Source organism: Paenibacillus sp. J22R232 (assembly GCF_056269165.1).
Map to the genome: position 1 here is coordinate 178,606 of NZ_JBWDNK010000010.1, position 24,887 is coordinate 203,492.

General features: G+C 51.5%; 19 protein-coding genes. 13 read left to right on the top strand and 6 right to left on the bottom strand.

Features of this window, described 5'->3' with window-relative positions; translation table 11 throughout:
* Positions 1-145 precede the first annotated feature (145 nt).
* Entirely contained in the window at positions 146-2,074 is a 1,929-nt protein-coding gene (locus AC0YN3_RS24340; RefSeq protein WP_475777524.1) for an ABC transporter substrate-binding protein, read from the top strand.
* 307 nt (positions 2,075-2,381) lie between these two features.
* Positions 2,382-9,050 carry an S-layer homology domain-containing protein gene (locus tag AC0YN3_RS24345; RefSeq protein WP_475777525.1) on the top strand — a complete coding sequence of 2,223 codons (6,669 nt, stop codon included), beginning with the start codon at positions 2,382-2,384 and terminating at the stop codon, positions 9,048-9,050.
* A 76-nt stretch (positions 9,051-9,126) separates the two neighbouring features.
* On the opposite strand, the gene AC0YN3_RS24350 is transcribed toward AC0YN3_RS24345, so the two are convergent.
* A complete protein-coding gene (locus AC0YN3_RS24350) occupies positions 9,127-9,342 on the bottom strand; it encodes a hypothetical protein (protein ID WP_475777526.1) in 216 nt (71 codons plus the stop codon).
* 140 nt (positions 9,343-9,482) lie between these two features.
* On the opposite strand from AC0YN3_RS24350, the gene AC0YN3_RS24355 reads away from it, so the two are divergent.
* From AC0YN3_RS24355 to yunB, 4 genes are all read left to right on the top strand, one after another.
* Positions 9,483-10,943, top strand: coding sequence for a sensor histidine kinase (locus AC0YN3_RS24355; protein WP_475777527.1), 1,461 nt, complete (start codon positions 9,483-9,485; stop codon positions 10,941-10,943).
* Positions 10,944-10,953: 10 nt separating this feature from the next.
* On the top strand, positions 10,954-11,646 hold the full coding sequence (locus AC0YN3_RS24360; protein ID WP_475777528.1) for a response regulator transcription factor: 693 nt from the start codon (positions 10,954-10,956) through the stop codon (positions 11,644-11,646).
* 136 nt (positions 11,647-11,782) lie between these two features.
* Positions 11,783-13,303, top strand: coding sequence for an S-layer homology domain-containing protein (locus AC0YN3_RS24365; RefSeq protein WP_475777529.1), 1,521 nt, complete (start codon positions 11,783-11,785; stop codon positions 13,301-13,303).
* 240 nt (positions 13,304-13,543) lie between these two features.
* Positions 13,544-14,659, top strand: coding sequence for a sporulation protein YunB (gene yunB / locus AC0YN3_RS24370; protein WP_475777530.1), 1,116 nt, complete (start codon positions 13,544-13,546; stop codon positions 14,657-14,659).
* Positions 14,660-14,726: 67 nt separating this feature from the next.
* On the opposite strand, the gene AC0YN3_RS24375 is transcribed toward yunB, so the two are convergent.
* Complete coding sequence (locus tag AC0YN3_RS24375; protein ID WP_475777572.1) at positions 14,727-15,731, bottom strand: M23 family metallopeptidase; 1,005 nt, start codon at positions 15,729-15,731, stop codon at positions 14,727-14,729.
* A 234-nt stretch (positions 15,732-15,965) separates the two neighbouring features.
* Here AC0YN3_RS24375 and lipA point away from each other — a divergent pair, with 234 nt between their 5' ends.
* Complete coding sequence (gene lipA / locus AC0YN3_RS24380; RefSeq protein ID WP_475777531.1) at positions 15,966-16,910, top strand: lipoyl synthase; 945 nt, start codon at positions 15,966-15,968, stop codon at positions 16,908-16,910.
* Positions 16,911-16,936: 26 nt separating this feature from the next.
* Positions 16,937-17,662, top strand: a complete 726-nt coding sequence (locus tag AC0YN3_RS24385) for a YutD family protein (protein ID WP_475777532.1) — start codon at positions 16,937-16,939, stop codon at positions 17,660-17,662.
* 329 nt (positions 17,663-17,991) lie between these two features.
* Here the strand turns inward: AC0YN3_RS24385 and AC0YN3_RS24390 are convergent, their stop codons facing one another.
* Together AC0YN3_RS24390 and ylbJ are read right to left on the bottom strand one after the other, a co-directional pair.
* Positions 17,992-18,789, bottom strand: a complete 798-nt coding sequence (locus AC0YN3_RS24390; RefSeq protein ID WP_475777533.1) for an NAD kinase — start codon at positions 18,787-18,789, stop codon at positions 17,992-17,994.
* Between the two features lie 99 nt (positions 18,790-18,888).
* The gene (ylbJ, locus tag AC0YN3_RS24395; RefSeq protein ID WP_475777534.1) at positions 18,889-19,899 is read right to left on the bottom strand and encodes a sporulation integral membrane protein YlbJ; all 1,011 of its coding nucleotides are present in this window, start codon (positions 19,897-19,899) and stop codon (positions 18,889-18,891) included.
* 49 nt (positions 19,900-19,948) lie between these two features.
* Between ylbJ and AC0YN3_RS24400 the strand changes: the two genes are divergently transcribed.
* From AC0YN3_RS24400 to AC0YN3_RS24410, 3 genes are all read left to right on the top strand, one after another.
* Positions 19,949-20,275 carry a hypothetical protein gene (locus tag AC0YN3_RS24400; protein ID WP_475777535.1) on the top strand — a complete coding sequence of 109 codons (327 nt, stop codon included), beginning with the start codon at positions 19,949-19,951 and terminating at the stop codon, positions 20,273-20,275.
* Positions 20,276-20,395: 120 nt separating this feature from the next.
* Positions 20,396-20,785 (top strand): globin domain-containing protein, encoded by a 390-nt coding sequence (locus tag AC0YN3_RS24405; RefSeq protein ID WP_475777536.1) that lies wholly within the window; start codon positions 20,396-20,398, stop codon positions 20,783-20,785.
* Between the two features lie 4 nt (positions 20,786-20,789).
* Entirely contained in the window at positions 20,790-21,530 is a 741-nt protein-coding gene (locus AC0YN3_RS24410; protein WP_475777537.1) for a DUF2225 domain-containing protein, read from the top strand.
* Between the two features lie 8 nt (positions 21,531-21,538).
* Here AC0YN3_RS24410 and AC0YN3_RS24415 read toward each other — a convergent pair whose 3' ends face one another.
* Both AC0YN3_RS24415 and AC0YN3_RS24420 read right to left on the bottom strand, forming a co-directional pair.
* Positions 21,539-21,769 (bottom strand): hypothetical protein, encoded by a 231-nt coding sequence (locus AC0YN3_RS24415; RefSeq protein ID WP_183569022.1) that lies wholly within the window; start codon positions 21,767-21,769, stop codon positions 21,539-21,541.
* Positions 21,766-21,936 carry a YycC family protein gene (locus AC0YN3_RS24420; protein ID WP_475777538.1) on the bottom strand — a complete coding sequence of 57 codons (171 nt, stop codon included), beginning with the start codon at positions 21,934-21,936 and terminating at the stop codon, positions 21,766-21,768. Before AC0YN3_RS24420 ends, AC0YN3_RS24415 begins: the two co-directional genes overlap by 4 nt.
* 113 nt (positions 21,937-22,049) lie before the next feature.
* Here AC0YN3_RS24420 and AC0YN3_RS24425 point away from each other — a divergent pair, with 113 nt between their 5' ends.
* Together AC0YN3_RS24425 and AC0YN3_RS24430 are read left to right on the top strand one after the other, a co-directional pair.
* The gene (locus AC0YN3_RS24425; protein ID WP_475777539.1) at positions 22,050-23,834 is read left to right on the top strand and encodes a M3 family oligoendopeptidase; all 1,785 of its coding nucleotides are present in this window, start codon (positions 22,050-22,052) and stop codon (positions 23,832-23,834) included.
* 120 nt (positions 23,835-23,954) lie between these two features.
* Complete coding sequence (locus AC0YN3_RS24430) at positions 23,955-24,848, top strand: NAD(P)-dependent oxidoreductase (RefSeq protein ID WP_475777540.1); 894 nt, start codon at positions 23,955-23,957, stop codon at positions 24,846-24,848.
* The last annotated feature ends 39 nt before the right edge of the window (positions 24,849-24,887 follow it).

A 24,887-nucleotide genomic window follows, 5' to 3' on the forward strand; every position in this document is an offset into this window, starting at 1 on the left:
CTTCTCAATGAAAGAAGTCTTGCCTATTTAAGATTCCTGCATGAAATGAAATTGACAATGAGAATGGTTATCATTAGAATACTCCGTAATAGATGCGAAGCTAACCGCACATGCAAAGCAAGCGTTGAGGAGTGGAAGGAAGAAGATGGAATGGAACGATCATGTCAAGCTATGGAACTATGCTTCCGTTAAAGTTTTAGATATCCGACATCACAAGTTGAAGCCTGGGGATAAAATAAGCACGTATTTACTGCCTGCAAGCGGCTATCTGTACACCGTGAAAGGAAAAGCGCAAGTGCTGCTGGATAACCATGCTTACGAGACCGAGCAATTCCGCTTGCTGCATGGCGGCAAAGGAATGAGCATGGATATCGTAATCGCGGAAGGCGGGTTCGAATATTATTTCATTTTCTATAAAGCAACAATTCCCGTACCGTGCCGTCAAGAGATCGTCGCTTTATTTGAACGAACGAATCCTTTTTGCAGGTCTTACGGATGCGCATTGCAAAATCCCATTGCGCTCTTCCACAATCTGAAGGCGATGGAAGAGGAGTGGCGGGTATCCGAATCGTTGGAGCGGATGCACGTGAATGCGCTGTTCCATCAGTTTGTTTATGAGGTGATGAAGCAGCTTCAAAAAAATGGCGCCCATCCTGCGAGAACCACATTGGCAGCCCAAGCGCAGAGCTATATTCATCAAATGTACAGCGAGCCGATCACATTGGAGCAATTGGCACAACATTTAAACTACAGCGCAAAAAACCTTTCGAAGGTATTCAAGCAGGAAACGGGATACAGCGTCATTGATTACGTTATTCAAGTGAGAATCAATCATGCCAAACAATTACTGCGACAAACAGACGCGAGCATTCAGGAAATTTCCGAGAGCGTGGGTTATCCGGATCGTTTGTATTTCACTAGAATTTTCAAGAAGCATACGGGAGTATCTCCTGGTCGGTTCAGGGACAGCAAGAACGAGATTAGGAGCGGAGCAAATCGTCTATATAGATCGAGCCAATTGTCCATTGTTCCGAGAAAACTCCAGCGATACAATGTGTATGGTTATGATAATCATTATCAATTAAGAGGAGCGAGACATTTACCCATGCACAAAGGTCTGAAATTTTCGATGGCTGCAACGTTACTATTCTGTTTTGCCTTATTGATGAGCGCTTGCTCAACAGGAAATCCAAACGCGGGCAACAGCGCCTTGGAATCACAAGCAACTGCTTCAGCGACCGAAGCACCGGCCCAGACGAGAGTAATGGCTACGATAAAAGGGGATATCGAAATTCCGGACAAGCCTCAGCGAATCGTCGTAGATTTATATTTAGGCAGCTTTATTGCCTTGGAAGTTAAGCCGGTTGGGACGCCCGAGCTGAATTTGAAAAACCCGTATTTTATGGAGGCGCTCGCCGGCGTTGAAAATATCGGTGAATACGAAAGCGTGTCGCTTGAGAAAGTGATCGACTTACAGCCGGATCTGATTGTAACGGGGAATGAGGAGGCGTATGCGGAATTTAGCAAAATCGCGCCAACGGTCCTGGTCCCGTTCGGCGAACTGAAGAACGCGCAAGAAGAGCTGACGTATTTCGGAAAGCTGCTTGGCAAAGAAGCGGAAGCCGCGGCGTGGCTGGCGGATTACGATAGCCGGATTTCGGCTGCAAAAGCGAAGGTGGAGAATGCCATTCCAGCCGGAATGACCGTTTCGGTTATGCAAGACTGGGGGAAAAACACGGGCGTGTTCGGCGATAACTTTGGCAGAGGCGGACAAGCGGTATATCAAGCATTGGGCCTTAAAGCGCCTGCTAAAGTGGAAGAACAGCTGATGAAGGAACAAATTGTTGAGGTGTCGGGAGAAGTTTTAACCGATTTTGCCGGCGATTATATTATTTTGACTGCCGAAACACTGACGCTTGCCGATCTGAAAGCAGACCCGATCTGGAAATTGCTCGATGCCGTCAAAAATGACCGCGTCTATATTTGGAAGCCAGACCGTTCATGGTATTTCGACCCGATTGCAACCTTGTCCCAGACAGAGGAATTGGCTGACTGGCTGGCAGGAGCGAAATAGCGATGGACAGATCAATAGAAAGAAAGATAGAAAGAAAGATAGAAAGAAAGATAGAAAGAAAGACACAAAGATAGATAGATAAATGGAAAGATAGATTTGCAAAGAACAAGCCCCGCCTTTTGTGGTCAAGCCCCCCATTTAGGCAGGGGCTTGTTCTTTGTATTCGTAATATAACACCTACTTTATTTAGAAACGCACATCGTTATGTAAGCGATTCCAAATTATGATTAATAGGAATGATCGCATGACATAAACGAGTGCTTTCGAACCCCGAGAGCACTTGCAAACCTTTGGGGAGGTCTGTGCAATGAAACGAGCAAGGTCCATCATGGCATTGCTGCTCACGCTGCTGCTTTTACTTACGGCAGTGCCAGTCTATGCGAATGAGGCAGCACCGGAAACGGAAGGCGCTTCACCGCCGGAGACGGCGGCAATTTCGGTAACCGAGTCCACCTACGTACGCATACAGAACAAATGGCAGAACAATTATTTGTATGAGGATGAGAGCGGGATTGTCCGTTACGGCTTTCCAAGCTACGAGGATCAATCCTCGCAATGGCTCATAGAGGATTATAACGGCAACAAACGTTTTCAGAATCGCGCCACCGGACATTATATGACGATTGCGGAAGTTGCGCAGAGGAGGGACGCGCTGACGAGCCGTGCGATCGCAGAGAGCACGCTTGCTGATCAATGGACGATTCATGATTCCACCCGTGCGGGTTATGTGGTCATTAAGAGCGCTACCGTTCCGGCAAACGCGAATCTCGTTATCCATCAGGAGGACCAGCTCGGCTTTGCGGAAGCAAGCAACGATATTAACATTACGTTTGAAAGCCCGCAATGGGCGCTTGAGCCCGTAGAGCCTGCTGCGCCGATTCGACTTGCGAACAAGTTCCGCGCTGGCCAATATTTGTATGAAGCGGCCGACGGCTCCGTGGATTATGGCCAGATACCGGCTGTGGACCGCGCTTCCCATTGGGTGCTGGTACCCGGGGAAACTCCCGAATCTTACCGGATCAAAAACCGCTTGACCGGCCATTACATTACGCAGGGCGTTTTGTGGGAGCCGATCAAAGCCGTCGCTTTGGATTCCACGGTCAAAAGCGAATGGATGATGGCGCCGGCAGCCGGGGACGGTTTCGTCACCTTTCAAAACGTAGAGGCGCACCAGGCAGACCCTGCGCAGCCTTTCGTGCTGAACACGCAGTTTGACGATATTCATGTGCGGTCCAACAATTGGTCGGTACCGGATCGGGACAACGCGCATTGGCGAGTTGAGCTGGCGCCGGACGCACAGCCGTACCGAATCGTTAATTTCACGAATGAGCCTGTCGGAATCGCTTACTTGCACGAAGAAGCGGGAATCGTTGAATATGGCGCGCTGACTGCCGGAGCAGGAGAAAAAGCATATTTCCAGTGGGTTCAGGAGGACTTTAACGGGAAGAAACGGCTGCGCAACCTGGCAACCGGCCGTTACATGACTAGGGCTGGCACCTCTGACCCAAGCGATCCAATCCAAGCACTGGCACTAGGGGCAAGCTCAGCAGACGATCAATGGTCGATTAGCAGCTCCAAGCTGTATGACGATTATAAAGTGGTGAAGAGCGAGGCGGGACCAGCTCACTACTTGCATATTCATGGAAGCACGGGAGCCGCGCAGGCGGGCGCAATTGACCCGAACGAGAATGCGGCGCAGTGGCTGTTCGAGGATCCGGCATTCAGCGGCGACGGTACCCCTCAATATGTTCGGATCCAGAATGATTGGCAAGGCTTTGTGCTTTACGAGGATGCTGCGGGCCAACTGAAATATGGCAATGTTGCAGAAAATGACCATAAAGGGCAATGGCTGATCGAGCGCTTCAACGGTCGCAAACGGATTCAGAACAGAGCGACGGGCCATTATATCCATTTGCAGAATATGAAGGACGGCCGCATTGATGTATCCGAGGTTGCGGATGACTGGACGAGCGCGGTTTGGGTCATCGAGGACGTTAGCGGCTCGAAGTTGATTCACAGCGTTCAGGATGCGAATGACGTTGTGGGCCAGCAGAAATATATAAGCTTGCAGAACCTGACCAAATACGCGGAATACGGCATCATTAATCCGACCTGGGGCAGCCCGAAATGGAAGTTCATTCCGGTAACCGACGCGGCGCTCACGAATGTCCGGCTCAAAAACAAAGCAACCGGCAGTTACCTTTATGAAGTGACAGCCGAAGGTGAGGATACGGGGAAGCTGAAGTACGGCGAGCTGCCAGAATCGGATATGAGCTCGATATGGTACTTGGAGAGAACGGGCGACGGCCCAACGTCCGTCCGCTTGAAAAACATCCAAACCGGCCATTATGCTTCGATGGAGCATGTGGGAGGAGATGTTGAGCTGGAGGCACCAACGCAGCAGATCATCGCGCAAGGCGAAATTTGCACCTGCTGGGGCAGTGCGAAATGGCTGATGGAGCCAGGAGCAGCGGAGGGCCTTGTCGTTTTCAAAAGCGGCTGGGCGGGCCATTTGCTGTATGCGGATGGCGAGGCTTTCACGAAGGTCAGCAAGGCGGTCGCCGGAGAGGACAGCGCCCAATTCGCAGCGGAACCCGTCGCGGTCGCTGCGGAGCCGCTTTCGGAAGCTCCGGTGCGCATTCGCAATAAGGCAAACGGCCAATATTTGTATGAGAACAACGGCGGCATCGTGTTATATGGTGATTTGGCAGATAACAATGGCTTCAGCCACTGGATCATTGAGTCCGGCAGCGGCCCGCAAAGGCTGAGAAACCGGGTAACCGGCCGTTATATGGCTATGACGGGCGATTATGCTTTTATTGAAAGCAAGCAAACGGAGGCAACTGATCAAGCTTCGCAGTGGTCGGTCGAAAGCACGCCTAGCGGTGCGGAATATTGGATACGCAGCATGAACGGAATATATGATGATGAGCTCATTCACGTGCAGAATAATGCCGGGTACGCGGAGCGCGGCTTGTATCCCGCCTCGTTCGGTTCGGCGCAGTGGACCTTCGAGGATGCGCCCGAGCAGTTCGAGACGCCAGCAATGGGCGAGGTGAAAACGAATGACACAGCCACTCCGATTTTTGATGGTACGGGTTACGTCCGTATCAAGGCGAAACAAGGCGGTTACTTGTATGAGATCGATGGTGCGGTATTAACCATGTCATCGGCTGTTGACAGCGCCAGCTTGCAGTGGCTGCCGCAGGATTTCAACGGTCGCCGGCTGCTGAAGAACAAAGCGACGGGGCATCTTCTTGCTTGGGATGCCGAGACGTCCAGCCTAATTGGATATTCGGGTGTGCTTAGAGGATATGACGCTGCCCAGTGGAGAATCGAGGACCGGGCAGGCTACAAGCAGCTCTTGAATGCTTCGGGGGCAGGAGCTCTGCATCAGTCGGGAGGCCAATTGGCTTATGGAGTAGCGGATGCTATCGAGGAGACATTATGGCAGCTTGAGCCGGTCGCATCGCATCAACGCTATGAGGCTGAGAAGGCTTTTGCATCGACAGGTATTCAAGCAGGAGCCTCCCACAAAGGGTACACGGGCGACGGTTATGCCGGCAGCTTCGCGGAGACGGGGGACAAAATCAGCTTCACCGTTCACGCTCAGGCTGCTGGCAGCTTCGAGACGGAGCTTCGTTATTTGAATGCTACCGGCTCCGCGAAGCAGCTAAGCCTCTATGTAAACGGGATTCGAACCGAGCAGGTGCCGTTCGCGGCAGCGGAAGGCTCGGCAAGCTGGTTGACAGCAGCTGTTTCAGTCGAGCTGCGCAGCGGCATTAATACCATTGCCCTGCAAAAGGATGCGGCGGATTCAGGCGGGGTATCGCTCGACAGCCTGGTTGTGAGGGATAGCGTCGGCATCGCCTATCGCGGAGCCACGGTTCCATATATCACCTATGAAGCGGAGCATGGCGCGACGAACGGTGAGCTCATCGGACCGTCGCGCAGCTATCGCGATATGGCATCCGAGGCTTCGGGCCGTCAAGCCGTTAAGCTGAATGACGATGGCGACTATGTAGAATTTACGCTGGCGGAGCCGGCCAATTCGCTCGTGCTGCGCTATGTTATCCCTGATAGCGCGGACGGAGAGGGACTAAACGAGACCTTAGCGCTTTATGTGAACGGAGAGTTCAAGCAACATGTAGCGCTCAGCTCGAAGCATGGCTGGGAATACGGCAGCTATCCATGGTCGAATGATCCGAAGCAAGGCAACGCGCACCGCTTCTTCGACGAAATTCATGCTTTGATTGATGAACTGCCGGCAGGCGCTACGATTCGCTTGCAGAAGGACCAAGAAAATGAAGCGGATTATTATGTGATTGACCTGGTGGACATGGAGCAGGTAGAGAGTCCGATCGCTATGCCGGACGGCTTCCTGCCGGTTACCGATTACGGAGCGGTATCCGCTGACGGCATTGATGATTCTACAGCTTACCATGCCGCTGTTATCGCAGCAAAGGAACAAGGAAAAGGCGTATGGTTCCCTGCCGGCCAATTCGAGCTCAAGGCGGATGTTATTGATTTGGACCACATTACGATTCGCGGAGCGGGCATGTGGCATACGACGCTGATCGGAGCCAGATTTATCGGAAAAGGCGAACGGATTGGCGTATATGATCTGCTTATCGACGGTGACCTCAACATTCGCGACGATGAAGCGCTGACGCATGCTTTCTACGGCGGCTTTGGCGCGGGCTCGGTCATTCAGAACGTATGGGTAGAGCATTCCAAAACCGGGCTTTGGCTCTCGAAGGTCAGAGGCGGCGACGAGATCACAGATGGCCTGCATATGGTTAATCTGCGTCTTCGCAATCTGATGGCGGATGGCATTAACTTCTCCGTAGGCACAAGCAACAGTCTTATGGAGCAATCCGATATTCGTTACCCGGGCGATGACGGACTGGCGATGTGGTCGGCGGAAGGACGTGCGAGCGTGAACAATACGGCACGCTTCAATACGGTCGCTTTGCCTTGGCTGGCCGATAACTTCGTTATTTTCGGCGGGCAAGGCAACAAGCTTCAGGACAGCATCGGCACGGATACGATTACGAATGGCGCGGGAATTGCGGTGTCGACGAGGTTTAATCCCGTAGCATTCAGCGGGACGACGATCGTTGAGCGCAATACGCTGATCCGTACGGGCAGCGCGGATTCGGCGTACAATGTCAATTTAGGCGCGATTTGGATTTTTGCTGGGGAGAAGGACTTGAGCGGCAAGGTTATCGTGCGTGATAACGTAGCGCTGGATAGCACGTATGCGGGCTTGATCGTTCATGGCGGCGGCTTCAATATCGACAACTTGTCGCTGCAGAACATCGTTCTCGACGGAATGGGAACGAACGGGATCGACGTTACAGGCAACGTGTCAGGCGTCATCGGGGCAGATAACATTATTGTACGCGGCGAGAGGATTGCGATGCTGGCGGACACGAATGAGCAGCTTTCGTTCACGGAGCTGAACGAGGGCTTCGCGAACCGTCCGAAGCCGTTCCGAATAACGACTGCTGCAGGGGACAGGGGCCCGATCACCTTGACGGCGGGAGAGTCTGTACCGCTTCAAGTGCTTGACTCGGAAGATGTTGATATGACGGCGGATGCAGCCCTCGTGACCGAACATCCCGGCATTGTGTCAATCGGGGCAGATCAGAAGCTGACTGCACGGACAGCAGGTTTGACGCGGCTAACCGTGACTGCGGCTGGGAAGAGCAGAGTCTATACGGTAGAGGTGAAGGCGGCTGCCGGGACAGGCGAAGAAACAGGCAGCGGAGGCGCGGGCTCCGGCGGGGCTGGAAGCAGCATGCCAACGCAGCAGAACGACAGCAAACTGAAAGCGGCAGCAGGCGGCAAGCAGCAGCGAATCGTATTTGACAAGGCGGCGTTAACGGCAAACGGAGAGCTCGCTTTCTCGGCTGAGGCGCTTCTGGAAGCTGCAAAGAACAGCCCTGATGCGGTCATAGTCATTGAGCAGGGGAAATCGACGTATGAGTTCCCTCTTGCGCTGGCCAAAGGCTTGCTGGAGCAGTCGGAGCCGGCTGGAAGCATGAAAGCCATCTTTCTCTTCACGATACAACCGGTAAGCGCAGCACAGTCGGCTGAGCTGGAAGCAAAGGCTCGAGCTGCGGGCTTAGAGCTTGCTCGGGAACAAGCAGCCTTTACGCTTGCCATTATAGAGGGCAGCACTTCGACGGAGGTGCACAGCTTTGGGGGCAAGTTCGTGAAGCGTACCTTAACCGTGGAAGGCGTGCTTGACGTTGGCTCTGCGGTAGCGCTGGTTTATGACGAAGCAGCTGGCCAATTCCGCTATGTTCCGTCTTTGTTTACCGTAGCAGGCGGACAAACGACAGCAGCTATCATGAGCCTTAGCAACAGCATCTATGCCGTTGCCGTTCATAAGCAATCCTTCACGGATATTGGCCAGCACTGGGCCAAAGCGAATATCGAGCTGCTTGCTTCCAAGCTGATCGTCAGCGGGAATTCCGACTCTGAGTATGCGCCTAATCGGACCATTACGCGCGCGGAATTCGCTGCGATGCTGGCAAGATCGCTTGGACTTGGTATAGGAGAGGGAACTAAGGCTCCGACGTTTGCAGATGTGCCAGCAGCCGCGTGGTATGCGGATGAGGTCAAGGCTGCTGCGGGCTACGGGATCATTAAAGGCTTCGAGGACGGCAATTTCCGTCCGAATGAGACGATTACGCGTGAGCAGATGGCTGTAATGGCAGCGAATGCGCTGCAATTCGCGAAGCAGGCAGGGGCGGGCGTGAGCGTAGGCGCTCCGCAAGCGGTGAGCTTTGCGGATGAATCAGACATTCACGGCTGGGCACTCGCGGCGGTGAAGACGGTCGCTGCCGCAGGCGTGCTGCAGGGCAAGGGCAACGAACGATTCTTGCCTGCCGATCTAGCAAGCCGCGCGGAAGCGGCAGCGGTTATTACGCGTTTGCTGCAATTCGCGCAGTTGCTAGACAAATAACGGCGCAGCTCCTATAGAAAAACGGTGTCAGCCCATTCCGCGAAAGCGGGCGGGCCGACACCGTTTTTTGCCGTGCTCAACGTTTTCTCAGTACGAAAAATTCGCATTCCTTGCGGTTGTGATAGGCGATATCGCTTACCCCGGACTGGGTTACGATGATGCTATCGTCAAATCGCACGACAAGCGAGCTTGCGTCGACAAGCTGATTGTTCTGAAACACGCGGATGCGCTGCTGCTGCTCGAGGACCTCTTCAAAATCAAGGTCGGTGCTCAGCCTTCGGTTTATGGCCATCGTTAAGCTCCTTTGGCAAGGAAATGATTAGTATTAGTCTATCGCATGCGGTCATGCGTTGCAAAGTCTCTTTGTCGCTCCGACCCATCCTATGTTACATTGTAAACACGAAAGATGAACACCAAGAAGGAGCGACAAGCATGTCTATACGTATTCGGCTGCTGCTGTCTTACACGTGCATACTTATCGTAACCATCGTTTTGTTTCTTGCCGCCGCGCTTCTTTTCGTGGTTGCAATAACGGGTGACGTAAGAAGCGTGAAGGACTTTTACAATATCCATTATTCCGTAAACCCGCTCACTGAGCAGGAGGAGACCATCTTTCTCGACCTCAAGTATATGGCCAAAAACGAACCGGATTCCCTGCTGGACCGGGAGCTGCTTGATCAATATAATTACAAGCTTCGCGCAGAGCAGGCGGAGCTGTTCATTCGGAAAGAGGATACGCAGCTCTATTCCTCATTGTCCGTGAAACAGCCAGCCTTTATGGAGCATCTGCCTGAATATGAAATGGAGAATAACGCGATTCGGAATACGCTCCAAATCGGCGAGCATTTTTACGCATACGCCAAATTTGATTTTTATTTTCCTGACCGCTCGAAGGGCAGCGTGCTTGTCGTACGCGAGCGGAGCCCATTCGCGGAAATCGTGCGGACGCTGCTCCCTATTTTCCTAGGCGTGCTGTTTATCGTCCTGCTGCTCATGAATGTGCTGCTCTACTATTTCTTAACTCGCAGCATCGTTAAGCCGCTTGAGCTGCTTCGGAAATCAACGGAGCGAATCACGGGGGGCAATCTGTCCTTTGAGCTGCATGCGGAAGGAAACGATGAGATCGCCAAGCTGAGCGAGGCTTTTGAGGTGATGCGCGGGAAGCTGAAGCAGTCCGTGGAGAAGCAGCTGCAATACGAGCACAATCGCAAGGAGCTGATCGCAAACATTACGCATGATCTGAAAACGCCTATTACCTCCATTAAAGCGAGCATTGAAGGCATTCGGGACGGGGTGCCGGATACGAAGCAAAAGATGGAACGGTACGTGAATACGATTCTGACCAAAGCCGATGACATGGACCAGCTCATAGATGAGCTGTTTCTCTACTCTAAGCTGGATTTGAAGCAGCTGCCGTTTACGTTTGAGCCGGTTAATCTGGGACATTTCATTCAGGATTATGCGGAGGATTTGCAATTCGACCTGCAAGAACAAGGCATTCAGCTGGAATGGAGCATTGATACCTCCCCTGCCTCAAGCGTGCTGGGCGACCGCGATAAGCTGAAACGGGTTTTAGTGAACATCATGGACAACTGCGTGAAATATATGAAGGCATCGCCGAAAAAAATCTCAATTACGCTGCAGCCGGAGCAGGAGCAGATCTGTCTAACGATCCGCGATAACGGGCCGGGCATTTCGGAGGAGGCCGTGCCGTTTGTGTTTGAGCGGTTCTTTCGCGAGGATTTGTCGCGCAGCAGCCAAACCGGAGGCAGCGGGCTTGGACTAGCGATTGCCAAGCAGATCATTGAGGGGCATGACGGCGCCATATACGCGGAAAGCAAGCTTGGGGCAGGTACCTCGATCATCATTTTACTGCCGCCTGCCAAGCAATAGGAGGACGCCAATGACGAAGATTTTAATCGTGGAAGACGAAGTGACCATAGCCGAGGTAGAGAAGGATTATTTTGAGCTGCACGGCTTTTCGGCGGATATTTGCTTAAACGGTACAGATGGCCTGCATGCCGCAATAAACGGTCAATATGATCTCATCGTGCTTGACCTGCAGCTCCCAGGCATGGACGGCTATGAGCTATGCAGGCAGATTCGGGCCGAAAAGGAGGTCCCGATCCTGATCGTATCCGCCAAGAAGGAAGAGATCGATAAAATACGCGGCTTAAGCCTTGGCGCCGATGACTATATTACGAAGCCGTTTAGCCCAAGCGAGCTTGTCGCTCGCGCGAAGGCGCATTTACAGCGCTATCAGCGCCTAATAGGCAAGCGGGAGACGAAGGGCTCGGAGAAAATCAGCATTCGCGGCTTGCAGATCGATGCCGGCTCGCGCCGTGTTTACGTGAACGGCAGCGAGGTGCAATTCACTGCGAAGGAGTTCGATCTGCTCTCTTTCCTAGCGCTTAATCCCAATCACGTATTCAGCAAGCAGGAGCTGTTCGAGCAGCTGTGGGACATGGATTCGCTTGGGGAAATCGCTACCGTGACCGTTCATATACGCAGGCTTAGGGAGAAGATTGAGGCGGACCCGTCAAACCCGCAATATATTGAAACCATATGGGGGGCAGGCTACCGCCTGACCGTTTAGACGCAGCAGAAGCAATCGTTTCAGAAAAGTTTCGAGGCTGTTTATCTTTTGTTAATATTCTGTTTGCTCGGGGTTTATTTTTGTGCTTTATCATGAGTTTAAGTTAAACAACAGCACTCATGAGGAGGAAACAAAGATGAATTTCGTTTCGAATAAGATGGCAGCAATCGTATTAGCAGCAGCAATCGGGGCCTCCGTTCTTGCAACGGGGCCTGTGAATGTATGGGCAAGCAGCGGTACGCAGGCAACGGCCGCAGGGCTTGGCTTTCAGGATATAAATGAGGACGCCGCTTCTTCGGCAGCCATTCAAGAGCTAGTGAAGCAAGGAATAATGAACGGCTATGGCAATGGCCTGGTCAAGCCGAATGCGGCAGTAACGCGTGCGGAGCTTGCCAAGCTGGTCGTGACAGCACTGGGACTGCCGATTAGCGCGGCTCAGCCAGCGGGAGTTACGGATTTGGCGGCGGGCAAATGGTACTATGATTACGTCGCAACGCTTGTTAACCTAGGTGTGATGCAATCCGAAGGAGGATTGCTGAAGCCGAATGAGCCGGCAACCGCAGCGGAGCTTGCAGGCATAGTCTCGAAGGCGTTGAAGCGGGATGTTGCTTCCGTCCAGTACTGGGCGAAGAATGTAGGCGTTAAGCCAGAGGCGGTGACGCGCGGCGAACTGGCGCAGCTTGTCGTCACATCGCAACAGGCGAAGCCTTCGGCGGATGCATCCGTTGCAGAGATCAAGGTGCTAAACACGATCACGCTTGAGATAACTTTTTCGGAGCCGCTGACGCCGGAGGATGCGTCGCTCGATGTAGCTTTGAAAAACTTCGCCTTCAATAGCGGACTGACCATGCTTAATGTGCCGCAGCTTAAGACCGGATCAATCTCAACCTATATCGTGCCAACCTCCCCGCAGAAAGCTGGAGCTTCCTATGAGCTAACCTATAAAGGCAAATCGGCAGGCAAATTCGAGGGCAGCGGCGAGAAAATCGAAATGAGCAGCGCCGGCCAAGTTTCGTTTGATACGTTCGAGGTGGTGTCAGAGCTATCCAAAGGCGTTACGGACTACGGAAATGTCATTTCGGCGTACTCGGTTGGCAGAGCAGCCATTGCCTTCGTGCTGGACGAGAATAACCAATACAACGGGAATACGTATGAGATTATTTCCTCCATGCGTGCCAAGCAGGTAACGATTACGCCAGAGGGCGGTGCGCCGATGCTGGCAACATACGTCTTATTCACGCAAGCGACCGATGGCCGTCAAGCGCCTAAATTCCGTTTGCCAGCCGGTTCCGTGCTGACACCGGGCGTTAAATATACGGTAACCTCGGAATGGTCGAATATCGCGAACGGCACTTTTGTTGCCAAAGAGATCGCACCTCTGGAGATGGCTTCGGCAAAAGCATTGAATGACAGCTCGCTTGAGCTTACGCTGAAGGAGGATCCGAAGGATGAGCTGTTTGCGGTGCGAAGCATCGAGTTGACCGGCACGGACGGCAGCAAGCTAACCGCGGCCTATAAACTCACTTCACGCAAAGGCGCAACCGGTATTTTTGAGCTGGCAAGCGGATCAAAGCTGGCAGCGGGCATGACGTATAAAGTGAACGCCGTTTCCGGCTGGGCAACGGGCAGCGATATTGCCGTCACATTGTCCGAATAATTACATTCAAGATGCTTCAACTAGGCAGGCCGATTGCGGCTTGCCTTTTTTGTGCAGATGTAGGCTGTCAGCTCTAATAATGCGAGTACTTATGAATTCAGATCCCATGCCGTTTGCGTTCACTATGCCAGCTTTCATGAAATCCGTTCTCATGATGGCTGCCTGCTTATCTTCTTTTTTGGCCAAGTTCCGCATAAGTATGGGTAATGGCTGCGAGCCGGAATGCGGGAGGGGATTGGATTGGCGAAATGGGGGAGGAGAGGCTGGCGGATCAGGCCATTTGGCGGAAGCCGGATGCTCGGATCAGGCCGACCGTTCTCAAGGGTTAAGGCAGTGAGCTGGGGAAGCCGCGGCAGCACGTCCTCATCGCGCCCGGCACCGAAGAAATGGGGCACGCGGGGAAGTTCAAGCAGCAGCAGGCGGCCCGTGCTTAACTTTGGCGGTTCCAAAAGCAAGAGCAGCGGAAGTTCAGGCGGAGCATGGGGAGCGAGACCGGCAAGACCAAGGATCAGGCGCAGGACGATATTCATCATTGCATTGGTCGTGATGATGGCGTTTACCATACAATCTTTTGTATACATCGAACGGAACCTGCGTCCGCCGCTTATGAACATCGCAAAAATTAGAGTGAAGCAGGTAGCAACGCAGGCCATCAATAAAGCGATAACGGAGCAGGTGGCCAGCCGCTCAGATACAGATAAGCTCATTGATTGGAAAATGAACAGCAACGGCAAAATATCAGGCTTCATGCTGAACTACGCTGAGCATATGAGCATTACCTCGCAAACGATCAATACGGTGCAAGCGACTTTGAACGACATGAAGGATATTCCCGAACATATCCCGATCGGCCACGCGCTAAACAGTGCGATTATATCTTCATTCGGACCGCGGGTCCCAGTCAAGTTCGAGCCCGTTGGCGCCGTAAAGGTAGACCTCAGCACGCGTCAAAAGGATGCAGGCATCAACATGATTCTGGTCGAGGTGTACATTCGGATCATCGCAGAGGTAACGATTATTATCCCGTTTGATACCGAGCCGGAAATCGTCGAAACGGATATACCGATTTCCTATCTGCTAGTTGTAGGTGACGTGCCTATGTATTATTACGACAACACGGGCAAACCTGTGGGGGATTCGGCTGCTCAGGCTCCTAATATTTCGGTTCCGCTGGGCCAAGGAAACGGCAGCGGCGTGACGGCCAATCCTCAGAACAGCGGAAATGATGAGGAATCTAGCTCCGGAGCAGCAGGGGGTGAGGGTGCTTCAGAAGGATCGAACGGGTTGGAGGGGCATTCCAATAACTCGGGCAATGCCGAAAGCAATTCAGGCAACGCGGCGAGCGGCGGGGAATAGCCGTTCATTAAAAACGACTTTATTGTCCGCTGTGTGGCGTACGATAAAGTCGTTTTGTCATTGCGGGTTATTTCCCTGAGCGAATCCGCTTGCGTTCAGCTTGCTCCCAGCGGCGCAGCATCGGATAAGGATCGAACGACCACTCCATAAGGCCGCGATCGCTGTACACGCCATAATGCAGATGTGGGGGGAATTTACCCGAGGTTCCCGGCTTCCCGTATCCAGAGCTTCCTACCCAGCCAACCACCTGGCCTGGCTTCACGACATCGCCGGTGCTGACCGTTTTGTCAAAGCCGGAAAGATGCGCGTAATAATGGTAAAAGTTGTTGAGATCGCGGATGCCGATCCGCCAACCACCGTAAGGATTCCAGCCTTTTACCTCGACGATGCCGTAACATACGCTCCGGACAGGCAGCCCGTGGTCCGCGAATATATCGGTCCCCTCATGGGTCCGTCTGCCGCCCCAGCTCCGGCCCGTTCCCCATGTGCTGTTATACGAATAATGGGTGCCGATTGGAACGGGAAAGGCATGCTCGAACAAATCAAGCTTCCCGAAAGCAGCGTATATACGGGCAAACTGCTGGATGCGCTGCACGGCACGGTTATTCTGGTAATATTCCCATAAGCCGATCGAAAAGTCGTCATCGGAGATGCCGTAAGCGGCAACGCGGCTTACGAGCGAATAAAGCAGATCGTCGTCGCTCGTCCGATCTGCTTGGCCGTTGCCGTCTCCGTCGCGGCCAATGCCGTTGAAAAAACGAATGGAAGCGGGTGAGCTATCCTCCGAGTTCGGATTCAGCACACCTGCCCAGCGCTCCGGATCGATATATACGCCAACCGTGCTTCCGAGCATAGGCCTTGCCTTCGGTTTTACCTTGGACATTGAGCGTTCATATTGATCGATTGCGGCGATCCAGTACCAAGGCACATCGGTAAACAAGCTTAATTTCTCATATAACGATTTTCTTATAGGCATAGGATCTGCCTCGGCAGCTGCCATCCGATCAGCAGACGGTCCAATCCGGCTCATGATCGCAGGAGAGGCTTTAGCGTTGCTGACCGGAAGAGCCATGAGCAGCAATGCTGCGATTAATGCTGCGGCAATAGGTATAGTCAGTTTCAAACGTCTCACCCTTCCAAAAGCATGACGGTTATGACGTTATCGTTTGCAAATGGATCGTTTTTATGCGAAATCGGTTCGCATTGGAAACGAAATGCCGAGAAAGTGCTATTTTTTATGGAAACATGTTATAATAACCCCATGAGTTTAGGATCGATAAATGAACTTGAAAGCAGGTAATCCCTTATGAAACAACAAGAAACTCTTAAAAAGCCTGACTGGCTTCGCATAAAATTAGCGACAGACGGCAACTATGCCGAAATTAAAAATATGATGCGCACCAAAACATTACATACGGTATGCGAGGAAGCACGCTGCCCGAATATTTATGAATGCTGGTCGAACCGTACGGCTACATTTATGATTTTGGGTGATATTTGCACGCGCGCATGCCGTTTCTGCGCCGTCAAAACCGGTATGCCGACTGAGCTGGATCTGGATGAACCGGAACGCGTGGCGGAAGCGGCGGAGCAGATGAATTTGCAGCACTGCGTAGTTACTTCTGTAGCTCGCGATGATTTGAAGGATGGCGGCGCCTCTATATTTGCGGCTACGGTACACGCGATTCGCAAGCGTATGCCATTTTGCCGCGTAGAGGTATTGATCCCCGATTTCCTTGGCAATCAGGATGCGCTTCAGACCGTCATGGATGCCAATCCGGATATTCTGAACCATAACGTGGAAACCGTAGAGAGACTCTCGGATCGCGTCCGTGCAAGAGCGAAATACAGCCGTACCATGGAGCTGTTGAGACGCGCCAAAGAAATGAAGCCCAAAATTCCAACGAAATCAAGCATTATGCTTGGCGTAGGCGAAGAATGGGATGAAATTTTGCAGACGATGGATGATCTTCGCGCGAACGACGTGAATATTTTGACGTTGGGTCAATATTTGCAGCCTTCGCCAAGCCATCTGAAGGTCGTACGTTATGTCCACCCAGATGAATTCGCAAAACTAAAAGAAGAAGGGCTGAAACGCGGTTTCAGGCATGTTGAATCCGCACCATTAGTACGCAGCTCTTATCATGCACATGAGCAGACCGATTCGGCACACGCAGCTATTGCTGCAGATACCGTAGAAGCGGGATATGACCGTGAGATTCCCTCCGGTGCTTGCTCGAGCAGCTTGTAACTGACGCTCAAGATGAGGTGGAAACCATGGCTTTGATTCATATCGGCGGAAAATCATATGAAATCGTACAAGAAAATAGAAATGGCTGGAATCCTGAAGCGTTTCGCGATCGATACAGTGAAGTACTGGAGCGTTATGATTTTATCGTAGGTGACTGGGGCTATAGCCAGTTGAGGCTGAAAGGCTTCTTCCGCGACAACCACCAGAAAGCAACGAAGGATAGCAATCTATCCAGCATGCCGGATTATATTAATGAATATTGCAATTTTGGCTGCGCGTATTTTATTCTCGAGAAAACCATAAGCACGCGGCGGGAGCCGGAGGATTACGATCTGGATGCCGATGATCATCGGCCGCGCCTCGATGCAGCTGACCTTCTCGCAGCAGTTGCGGGCATGGCGGACGCAGAGGGCGGCGTGGATCTCGACAACGCAGAAGTCGCAACCGCGAAGGAAGAAGCCCCGCATCCGACGCATGAGCGCCATAGCCGGCACCATAACCGGGAGAATCGGCATAGAAGCTCTAACCGCAGCAGCCACGAGAGCAAAGGCGATTCTGCAAACGCAGCAAGCGAAGGCAAGAACAACGAGCAGCAGAGCAGCGGCAAGCGCGAGCAGCAGCGGAAGGGCGGCTATAAAGGAAATGACCACCGTGGTAAAAAGCCGTTCCGGCTTGCAGCCAACGAAACCGCAGCGGCTTCAACTTCCACTGAACCGAATCGACCGCATAAAAAAGACACGGAACGCCATTAATACGGCGCTTCGTGTCTTTTTTTATTTATAGAATTTATATGTTTTCACATATAAGTGTGCTTATATGTCTCCGTGAAACGACGGTTTTTGCACACTGAGGAGCCGTTTACGCTTGACGTATAGGAAAGGATATGAGTTTCCTCATCCTTTCTCTATACGTTAAGAAGAAACGATGGCGTCTATAGAAAGGACGCCATCGTTTCTGCTTAAAACTTCTTCTTAAAATATAAGACTTTATAGGTTTCACGCGATAAAGTATTCTTTTATTTCAACGAAAAACGGATACCCTCCTCTTGCAGAGGACGGTATCCGTTTCTTCTTGGTTTGATCTAACGTACATCGTAACCGAGAAACGCCTCACGTACACGGTTCCAGAACGGGAATGGACGATATCGGGCAAAGCTGACCTTGCGGCTTGATACGCTGCAGCGAATGGAGAGAATATCGCTGCGCATAATGCTGACGTGATCAATGGTTAGCTGAAGGCGCTGCTCTTTTTTGGAGATGATGTCGCAATGATGATGCTGCGGCAGCAGCACGGATGAACCCAACGTACGGTATACGCGATTGTTGATCGAAGCAATCTCAGCGATTTGCAGCGATTCGATGGACGGGTGCACGATAGCGCCGCCCAAGCTTTTGTTGTAAGCCGTGCTTCCCGAAGGAGTTGAGATTACGATACCGTCACCTCGGAACATCTCGAACATCTCATCATTAATATTAATCTGGGCAACGAGGGTTCCGTCTACGCCCTTGAGTGTAAATTCGTTCAAAGATAGGTAATGACGAGATTCGGTCGGCGTCTCCAGCTCAATCTCCGCAAGCGGGTATCTGACAATATGCGGCGTTTCTTCCGCCATCATCTTGACAAGCTCCTCAAGCTCATCCGCTTGCCAATCCGCGTAGAAACCAAGATGGCCGGTGTGAACGCCTACAAAAGCAACATCCGTTATTTGGTCGACATATTTATGGAAAGCGAGAAGCAGCGTACCATCGCCTCCGATGGAGATGACAATTTCGGGTGCATCGTCATTCCGAGCGAAGCCGCGCTCCGCAGCCAATGTATGAAATTTCTCTGCCAACGATTTGGATAAAGCGTCGCCTCGATCAATTACCGCATACTTCAAAATAAATCTCCTTCCGAGCACCATAGTACTATTGATGATAAAGGAAATTGCCTATAAATTCAATGCGCCGCGGTGCTTCGACAGCGAAAATCATCCGGCTCAAGGACCGAGCCATCCCCAAAGCACATATACAAGCGCCATTGCGATCAGCCCATGGAGAAACCGGGCGTACAGGAAAGGACGATACCTAAGATCGGTTTTGCTAAGCAGACTAGCGATCTGGGCATGAACGGATAGACCGCCCCATGACAGCACCCAAGCGGCTATTGCGGCTTGATGCAAAAGACCAGTTCCAGCTGTTCCTGCGGAACGCGCGCCAAGCGTAACTTCGAATAAGCCGTAAATGCCCGCATCTGCAAGCAGCCTAGGTAACCCGACCATTTGAAATAAGAATCGAAGAGCTTCGGCCATTGCCTCTACGATACCGGCGTGGGTGAGCATTTCCATGACAACAGAGAAGAAAACGACAAGTCCGCCTACAACGATCATGAGCCGAAGCGCGGATTGTATGGAGTCCTGCACGAGTTTGCCTAAATCCCTGCCGTCGAGCAGTCTCGCTTCATGCATCGCTTTAAGCGCTTCGGATACAATAGATGGCTTGCGCTTACGTATGCCGGCAGCCGTATCGACGTTCTTTTTGAAGGAGGATGGGAGTGCCTTTCGGTCATGGAATCGCATAAGCAAGCCAATGATCAGTCCTCCTCCGTAATGAGCGGCAGCAAGCACAGGAGCCAGTGCGACGTTATGAAAAAAACCGACGGAAACGGCACCAATCAGAAAGATAGGATCGGATGTCGTAGTGAATGCGACAAGCCGCTCGCCTTCCGCTCGATTAATAAGTCTTTGCTCCCAAAGCTGTGCAGTAAGCCTGGCACCGACGGGGTAACCCGAAATGTAACCCATCGTCACGACGAAACCGCCGATGCCCGGAAGCCGGAATAAAGGGCGCATATAAGGGTCCAGCAGCTTTCCGAAAAAATGGACAATTCCGAACCCTAGCAGCAGCTCCGATATGACGAAAAAGGGGAATAGGGCCGGGAAAAGCACCTGCCACCAGATGGATAAGCCTCGAAGCGAGGCGCCAAGCGTTTCGGTGGGATAGATAGTCATAAGCAGTGCGATAACGAGAGCGCTAAAGGCGGTAACGGATAAGGGGTGGATGAAGGTTCGCAGCAGATTGACCGCCTCCTATTGGACTGTGAAAAGAGATGCCGCCTTGCAAAGGCAAGGAAGGTACAACCCCTCTTACACTTATATGTCCGAAGATGGACATCCATCACTTAAGGCTGATGAAAATAAAATCATGCCCAAAAGAAAACGCTTGCAAAACACTGGATTCCTGTCATTTTTATGGTACAATAGAATTACCTTTGAAACGGTTGGAGTGATGAGTATGAGTATAATCGCTGGCATCTTGGTATGTGCTTTCGTCTATGTCATTCGAGAATCTCTTACAGCGCCTGGGGAAGAGGACTATGAGGGTTGATGGGTAATACGCACTATATGATGGAGCCCGCATTTGAAATTGCGGGCTTTTTTTTATTTCCGGTAAAAAATCTTTTGTGATATAATACTAATTACCTACAAATTGGAGATGGTTTTGACGATGAATAGGAATATAAGCCTTTATGAAGCGATTGGCGGATCTGAGACTTTAAGACTAATTGTAGAGGCTTTTTATCCGAGAGTACAAGCACATCCCTTGCTTGGGCCTTTGTTCCCGGAGGACATCCTTCCGGTAATGGACAAGCAATACTTATTTCTAACGCAATTTTTCGGAGGGCCATCCTTATATTCAGACGAATATGGGCATCCGATGATGAGAGCTAGGCATTTGCCGTTTCCCATTACGCCAGAGCGTGCGGAAGCATGGCTGGACTGCATGAGGAAAGCGCTGCAAGAGGTTGGCATGCAAGAAGAGCTTCAGCTCGTTGTCATAAATAGACTATCCGGACCAGCACATCATTTTGTTAACACATCTGAAGAGGAGACGTGATCGTATGGAACCGCTCTACCAATCCAAGATCGAATGCATCTGCTGTGAGAACGTATTTATGACATCTCGCGTAAGACCAAGCTTCAAAAGAGCAGCCAGCGTGGACTCTGACTTTTGCGGATATTATAAATCGGAAGTGAACCCGGATTATTATGTTGTACGGGTCTGCCCGAATTGCGGCTATGCTACGACGGAGAACGGAATTGAGCGGTTGAACGATCAACAAAAGAAGCAATACCATGAGAAGATTGGCGTGCGCTGGCAGAATCATGATTACTGCGGCGAACGTGATGCAAGCCAAGCAATGGCTACCTATAAGCTTGCGCTGCTATCGGCTCAGGCTGTAGGGGAGAAAGACCGCATTCTTGCGGGGATCCTGCACCATATTGCTTGGCTTTATCGTTATGAAGGAAACCAAAGCGACGAGAAGCGTTTTCTGCGCTTTGCGCTTCAAGCTTACATACGGGTCTACGAGGCAGAAGGCATTGCCTTAAACAATGCAAAGCTGATGTTTTTAATCGGGGAGCTGAATCGCAGAATTGGCGAAGTAAACGATGCGGTAAGATGGTTTTCACGCGTCGTGAACGATAAAAAAATTGTGGACGGCGCGATGATTCGTGCGAGCCGCGAGCAATGGCAGCTGATTCGCGAGGAGATGGAAGCCAGATCGAAAAACCCATCCGGCGACAATTCTCCAAGCGATCATCTAAGCCTGTCAGAGCATGCAGTATCCACATCCGCATAGACGGACGATTACCGAAGCACGCGGTCGGTCAACAAATAGTCACGGTCTGCGTCGATGATCGTCACTTTGTTTCTGCAGCATGGGAATACGAGCAAACGTTTCATGCCGCCTTGAATGTCTGGAATCTCGGCGGGTTTAACGGGAAGCAGCACATTCTCTGCGGAGCAGAAAGGGCAGCTCGAAACGTAAAGATCACCCATTATGATGTCATAAGGCCAGGCTTTCTCGAACGGAATCATACGTTCTTATCGCTCTCGGTAGCTGCTTCCGCATCAGGCTTGGCCAATTCGGCAAGCTTCTGCAGCAATATATGCCGTGGCATATGCATTAAGTGCTCAATCGGTACGCCGAGCTGCTCGGATAACTTCACAGCGGTATCAGCGGAAATTTGCAACGGTTTAGACATGGTGAAATTCCTCCAATCTGGATATAATTAAGTTATACACTGCCAAGAAGGTTTGCGCAAATAAAAACGCAGCCGTCGCTTGGCTTTTTTTGTGGAGGAAGGGATGGTATTAAATGGATAATGGATATCCGCAAAGCTGGGATTTGGATGTATTATACGAAGGCGGCTCAAGCTCTGCTGCTTTCCAAGAGGAACTGAAGGGCATTGACGAGGACATTATTAAGCTGGATGCGATGCTGCTTGATGGCACGGCTACCGCTATACCACTCATTGCCGAAATGACGGAGCTTCTGCAAAGCGTTATTATTAGGCTAAGGGAATCGGAATCATTTGTTTCATGCTTACTGGCGCAAGACATCAAGGATTCTGCTGCCAATGTGCGAGGCGACCGCGTAAAGACGCTTGGCGCGAAGCTGCTTGGCGTACTTACTCGGTTCGATAATGTGCTGCGTGGGCTGGATGAGGGAGCATGGCTGGCGCTGCTCGAGAATGAAAAGCTGGCAGAGGTTGCTTTCAACTTGGCTGAACGCCGTGAGCTGGCCAAGCAGAAGATGGCTCCTGAGCTTGAGGCATTGGCAGGAGATCTGGCTGTTGACGGCTATCATGGCTGGGGTGATTATTACAACGTAATCGTTTCGCGGGCAAAGTTCAAGGATACCGATAAGGAAGGGAATACGACGGTCTTATCGGCCGGTCAAATGCATAACCGCCTGTCTGACGGAGACCGCGAGGTACGTAAGGCAGCATTCGCAGAATGGGAACGCGAGTGGTCGGAGCAAGCTGATTTATGCGCGGAAACATTGAACCGGATTTCCGGCTTCCGGCTCAAGCTTTATGATAAGCGCGGATGGGACTCGGTGCTCAAAGAGCCGCTGCAGATGAACCGTATGAGCGAGGCGACGCTAGGAGCGATGTGGGAGGCGATTCAGGAGAGCAAGCAGGTGCTTGTTGCTTATCTGGCCCGCAAGGCAAAGCTGCTCGGGGTGGAAAAGCTTGATTGGCATGACGTAGAAGCGCCTATCGGTTCAGCAACGAAGACGATACCGTATGACGAAGCAGCTGCTTTTATCGTAGAACAGTTTCGTTCGTTCAGCCCGGAGCTTGCAGAATTCTCGGAGATGGCCTTCAGAGACGGCTGGATTGAAGCAGAGGATCGACCTGGCAAGCGTCCTGGCGGGTTCTGTACTTCCTTTCCCAAAAGCAGCCAAACCCGCATATTCATGACCTATTCAGGCAGCGCCTCGAATATCTCAACGCTTGCGCATGAGCTTGGGCATGCCTACCATCAGCATGTAATGAATGACCTGCCTGCATTATCCCAGGAATATGCGATGAACGTAGCGGAGACGGCGTCAACCTTCGCGGAGCTTATCGTGTCCGACCGCGCGTTCAAGGCAGCAACGGAAAAGGAAGAAAAGCTCGGCTTGCTCGAAGATAAAATACAGCGCTCGGTTGCATTTTTCATGAACATCCATGCGAGATTTTTATTCGAGACCCGTTTCTATGAAAAGCGAAGGCAAGGCTTGGTATCCGTTGAAGAATTGAACACGCTGATGGAGGAAGCACAGCGTGAGGCCTATTGCGATATGCTCGGAGAGGCGCATCCGCATTTCTGGGCGTCAAAGCTACATTTTTACTTAACGGATGTGCCGTTTTACAACTTTCCGTACACTTTCGGTTATTTGTTCAGTGCGGGCATTTACGCGAAAGCGCTAAAAGAAGGACCGGATTTCAAAGAACAATACGTTGCTTTGCTCCGCGATACAGGCAGAATGACCGTTGAACAGCTGGCTGAGGCGCATCTTGGCGTAAATGTGGAAGAAAAGGATTTTTGGCGCGACGCGGTTGCTCTTACTGCCGTTGACGTTGAGCAATTTATTGCCATGACGAATGAATGAGCGTAATTGAATGACAAGCAATCAACCGGACAGCCGGAGACGAAGGAGCAATCCTGTCTCTGGCTGTTTTTTTTGATACAATGAAGCCAATGAAACCAACAAATGAGAGGCGGAATCGAAATGACGGAGCAAGCGGTTAATCAAGAGAGCGTTATCGGATTTATAGGGACAGGCATTATGGGGGCCAGCATGGCGGGACATTTGCTTGAGGCAGGGTATCGCGTAAACGTATATAACCGCACGAAATCACGTGCAGACGGGTTGGTATCCAAGGGAGCAATTTGGCAGGAATCGCCTATGGCGGTAGCGGAGGATTCGGATATCATCTTCACGATGCTTGGGTACCCGGCTGATGTGGAAGAGGTTTATCTGGGAGAATCGGGTTTGCTGCGTCATGCGCGCCAAAATGCGGTATTTATAGATATGACGACATCCAGCCCATCACTTGCCAAGCGATTGGAGCTTGAGGGTCTGAGCAAAGGCCTGCGAGTACTCGATGCGCCAGTCTCAGGTGGCGATGTCGGAGCAAGGGAAGCAAGACTGTCCATTATGGTCGGAGGCGCGGAGGAAACCTTTGATGCGATCCTTCCGTTGTTTGAGCGCATGGGCAAAAATATCGTGCACCAAGGCGGAGCTGGTTCTGGGCAATTCACCAAGATGTGCAATCAGATCGCGATCGCATCCAATATGATCGGGGTAAGCGAGGCACTTGCATATGCCAAGAGCTCTGGACTAGATCCTAGCAAGGTGCTGAAGAGCATTGAGACAGGCGCGGCTGGCAGCTGGTCGCTTTCGAATCTAGGTCCGCGCATTATTAAAGGGGATTTTGCTCCGGGCTTCTACGTTAAACATTTCATGAAGGATATTAAGATTGCCATTGAATCAGCGGAAGAAATGGGGCTGACATTGCCTGGGCTTGCGCTGGCAAGATCTTTATATGAGCAGGTTATCGAGCAAGGAAATGAGAATAATGGTACACAGGCGTTATATAAAGTGATTTTTAAAGAAGATTAGTCCTATTTATTGTACACATTCTTTTAATATGATATATTA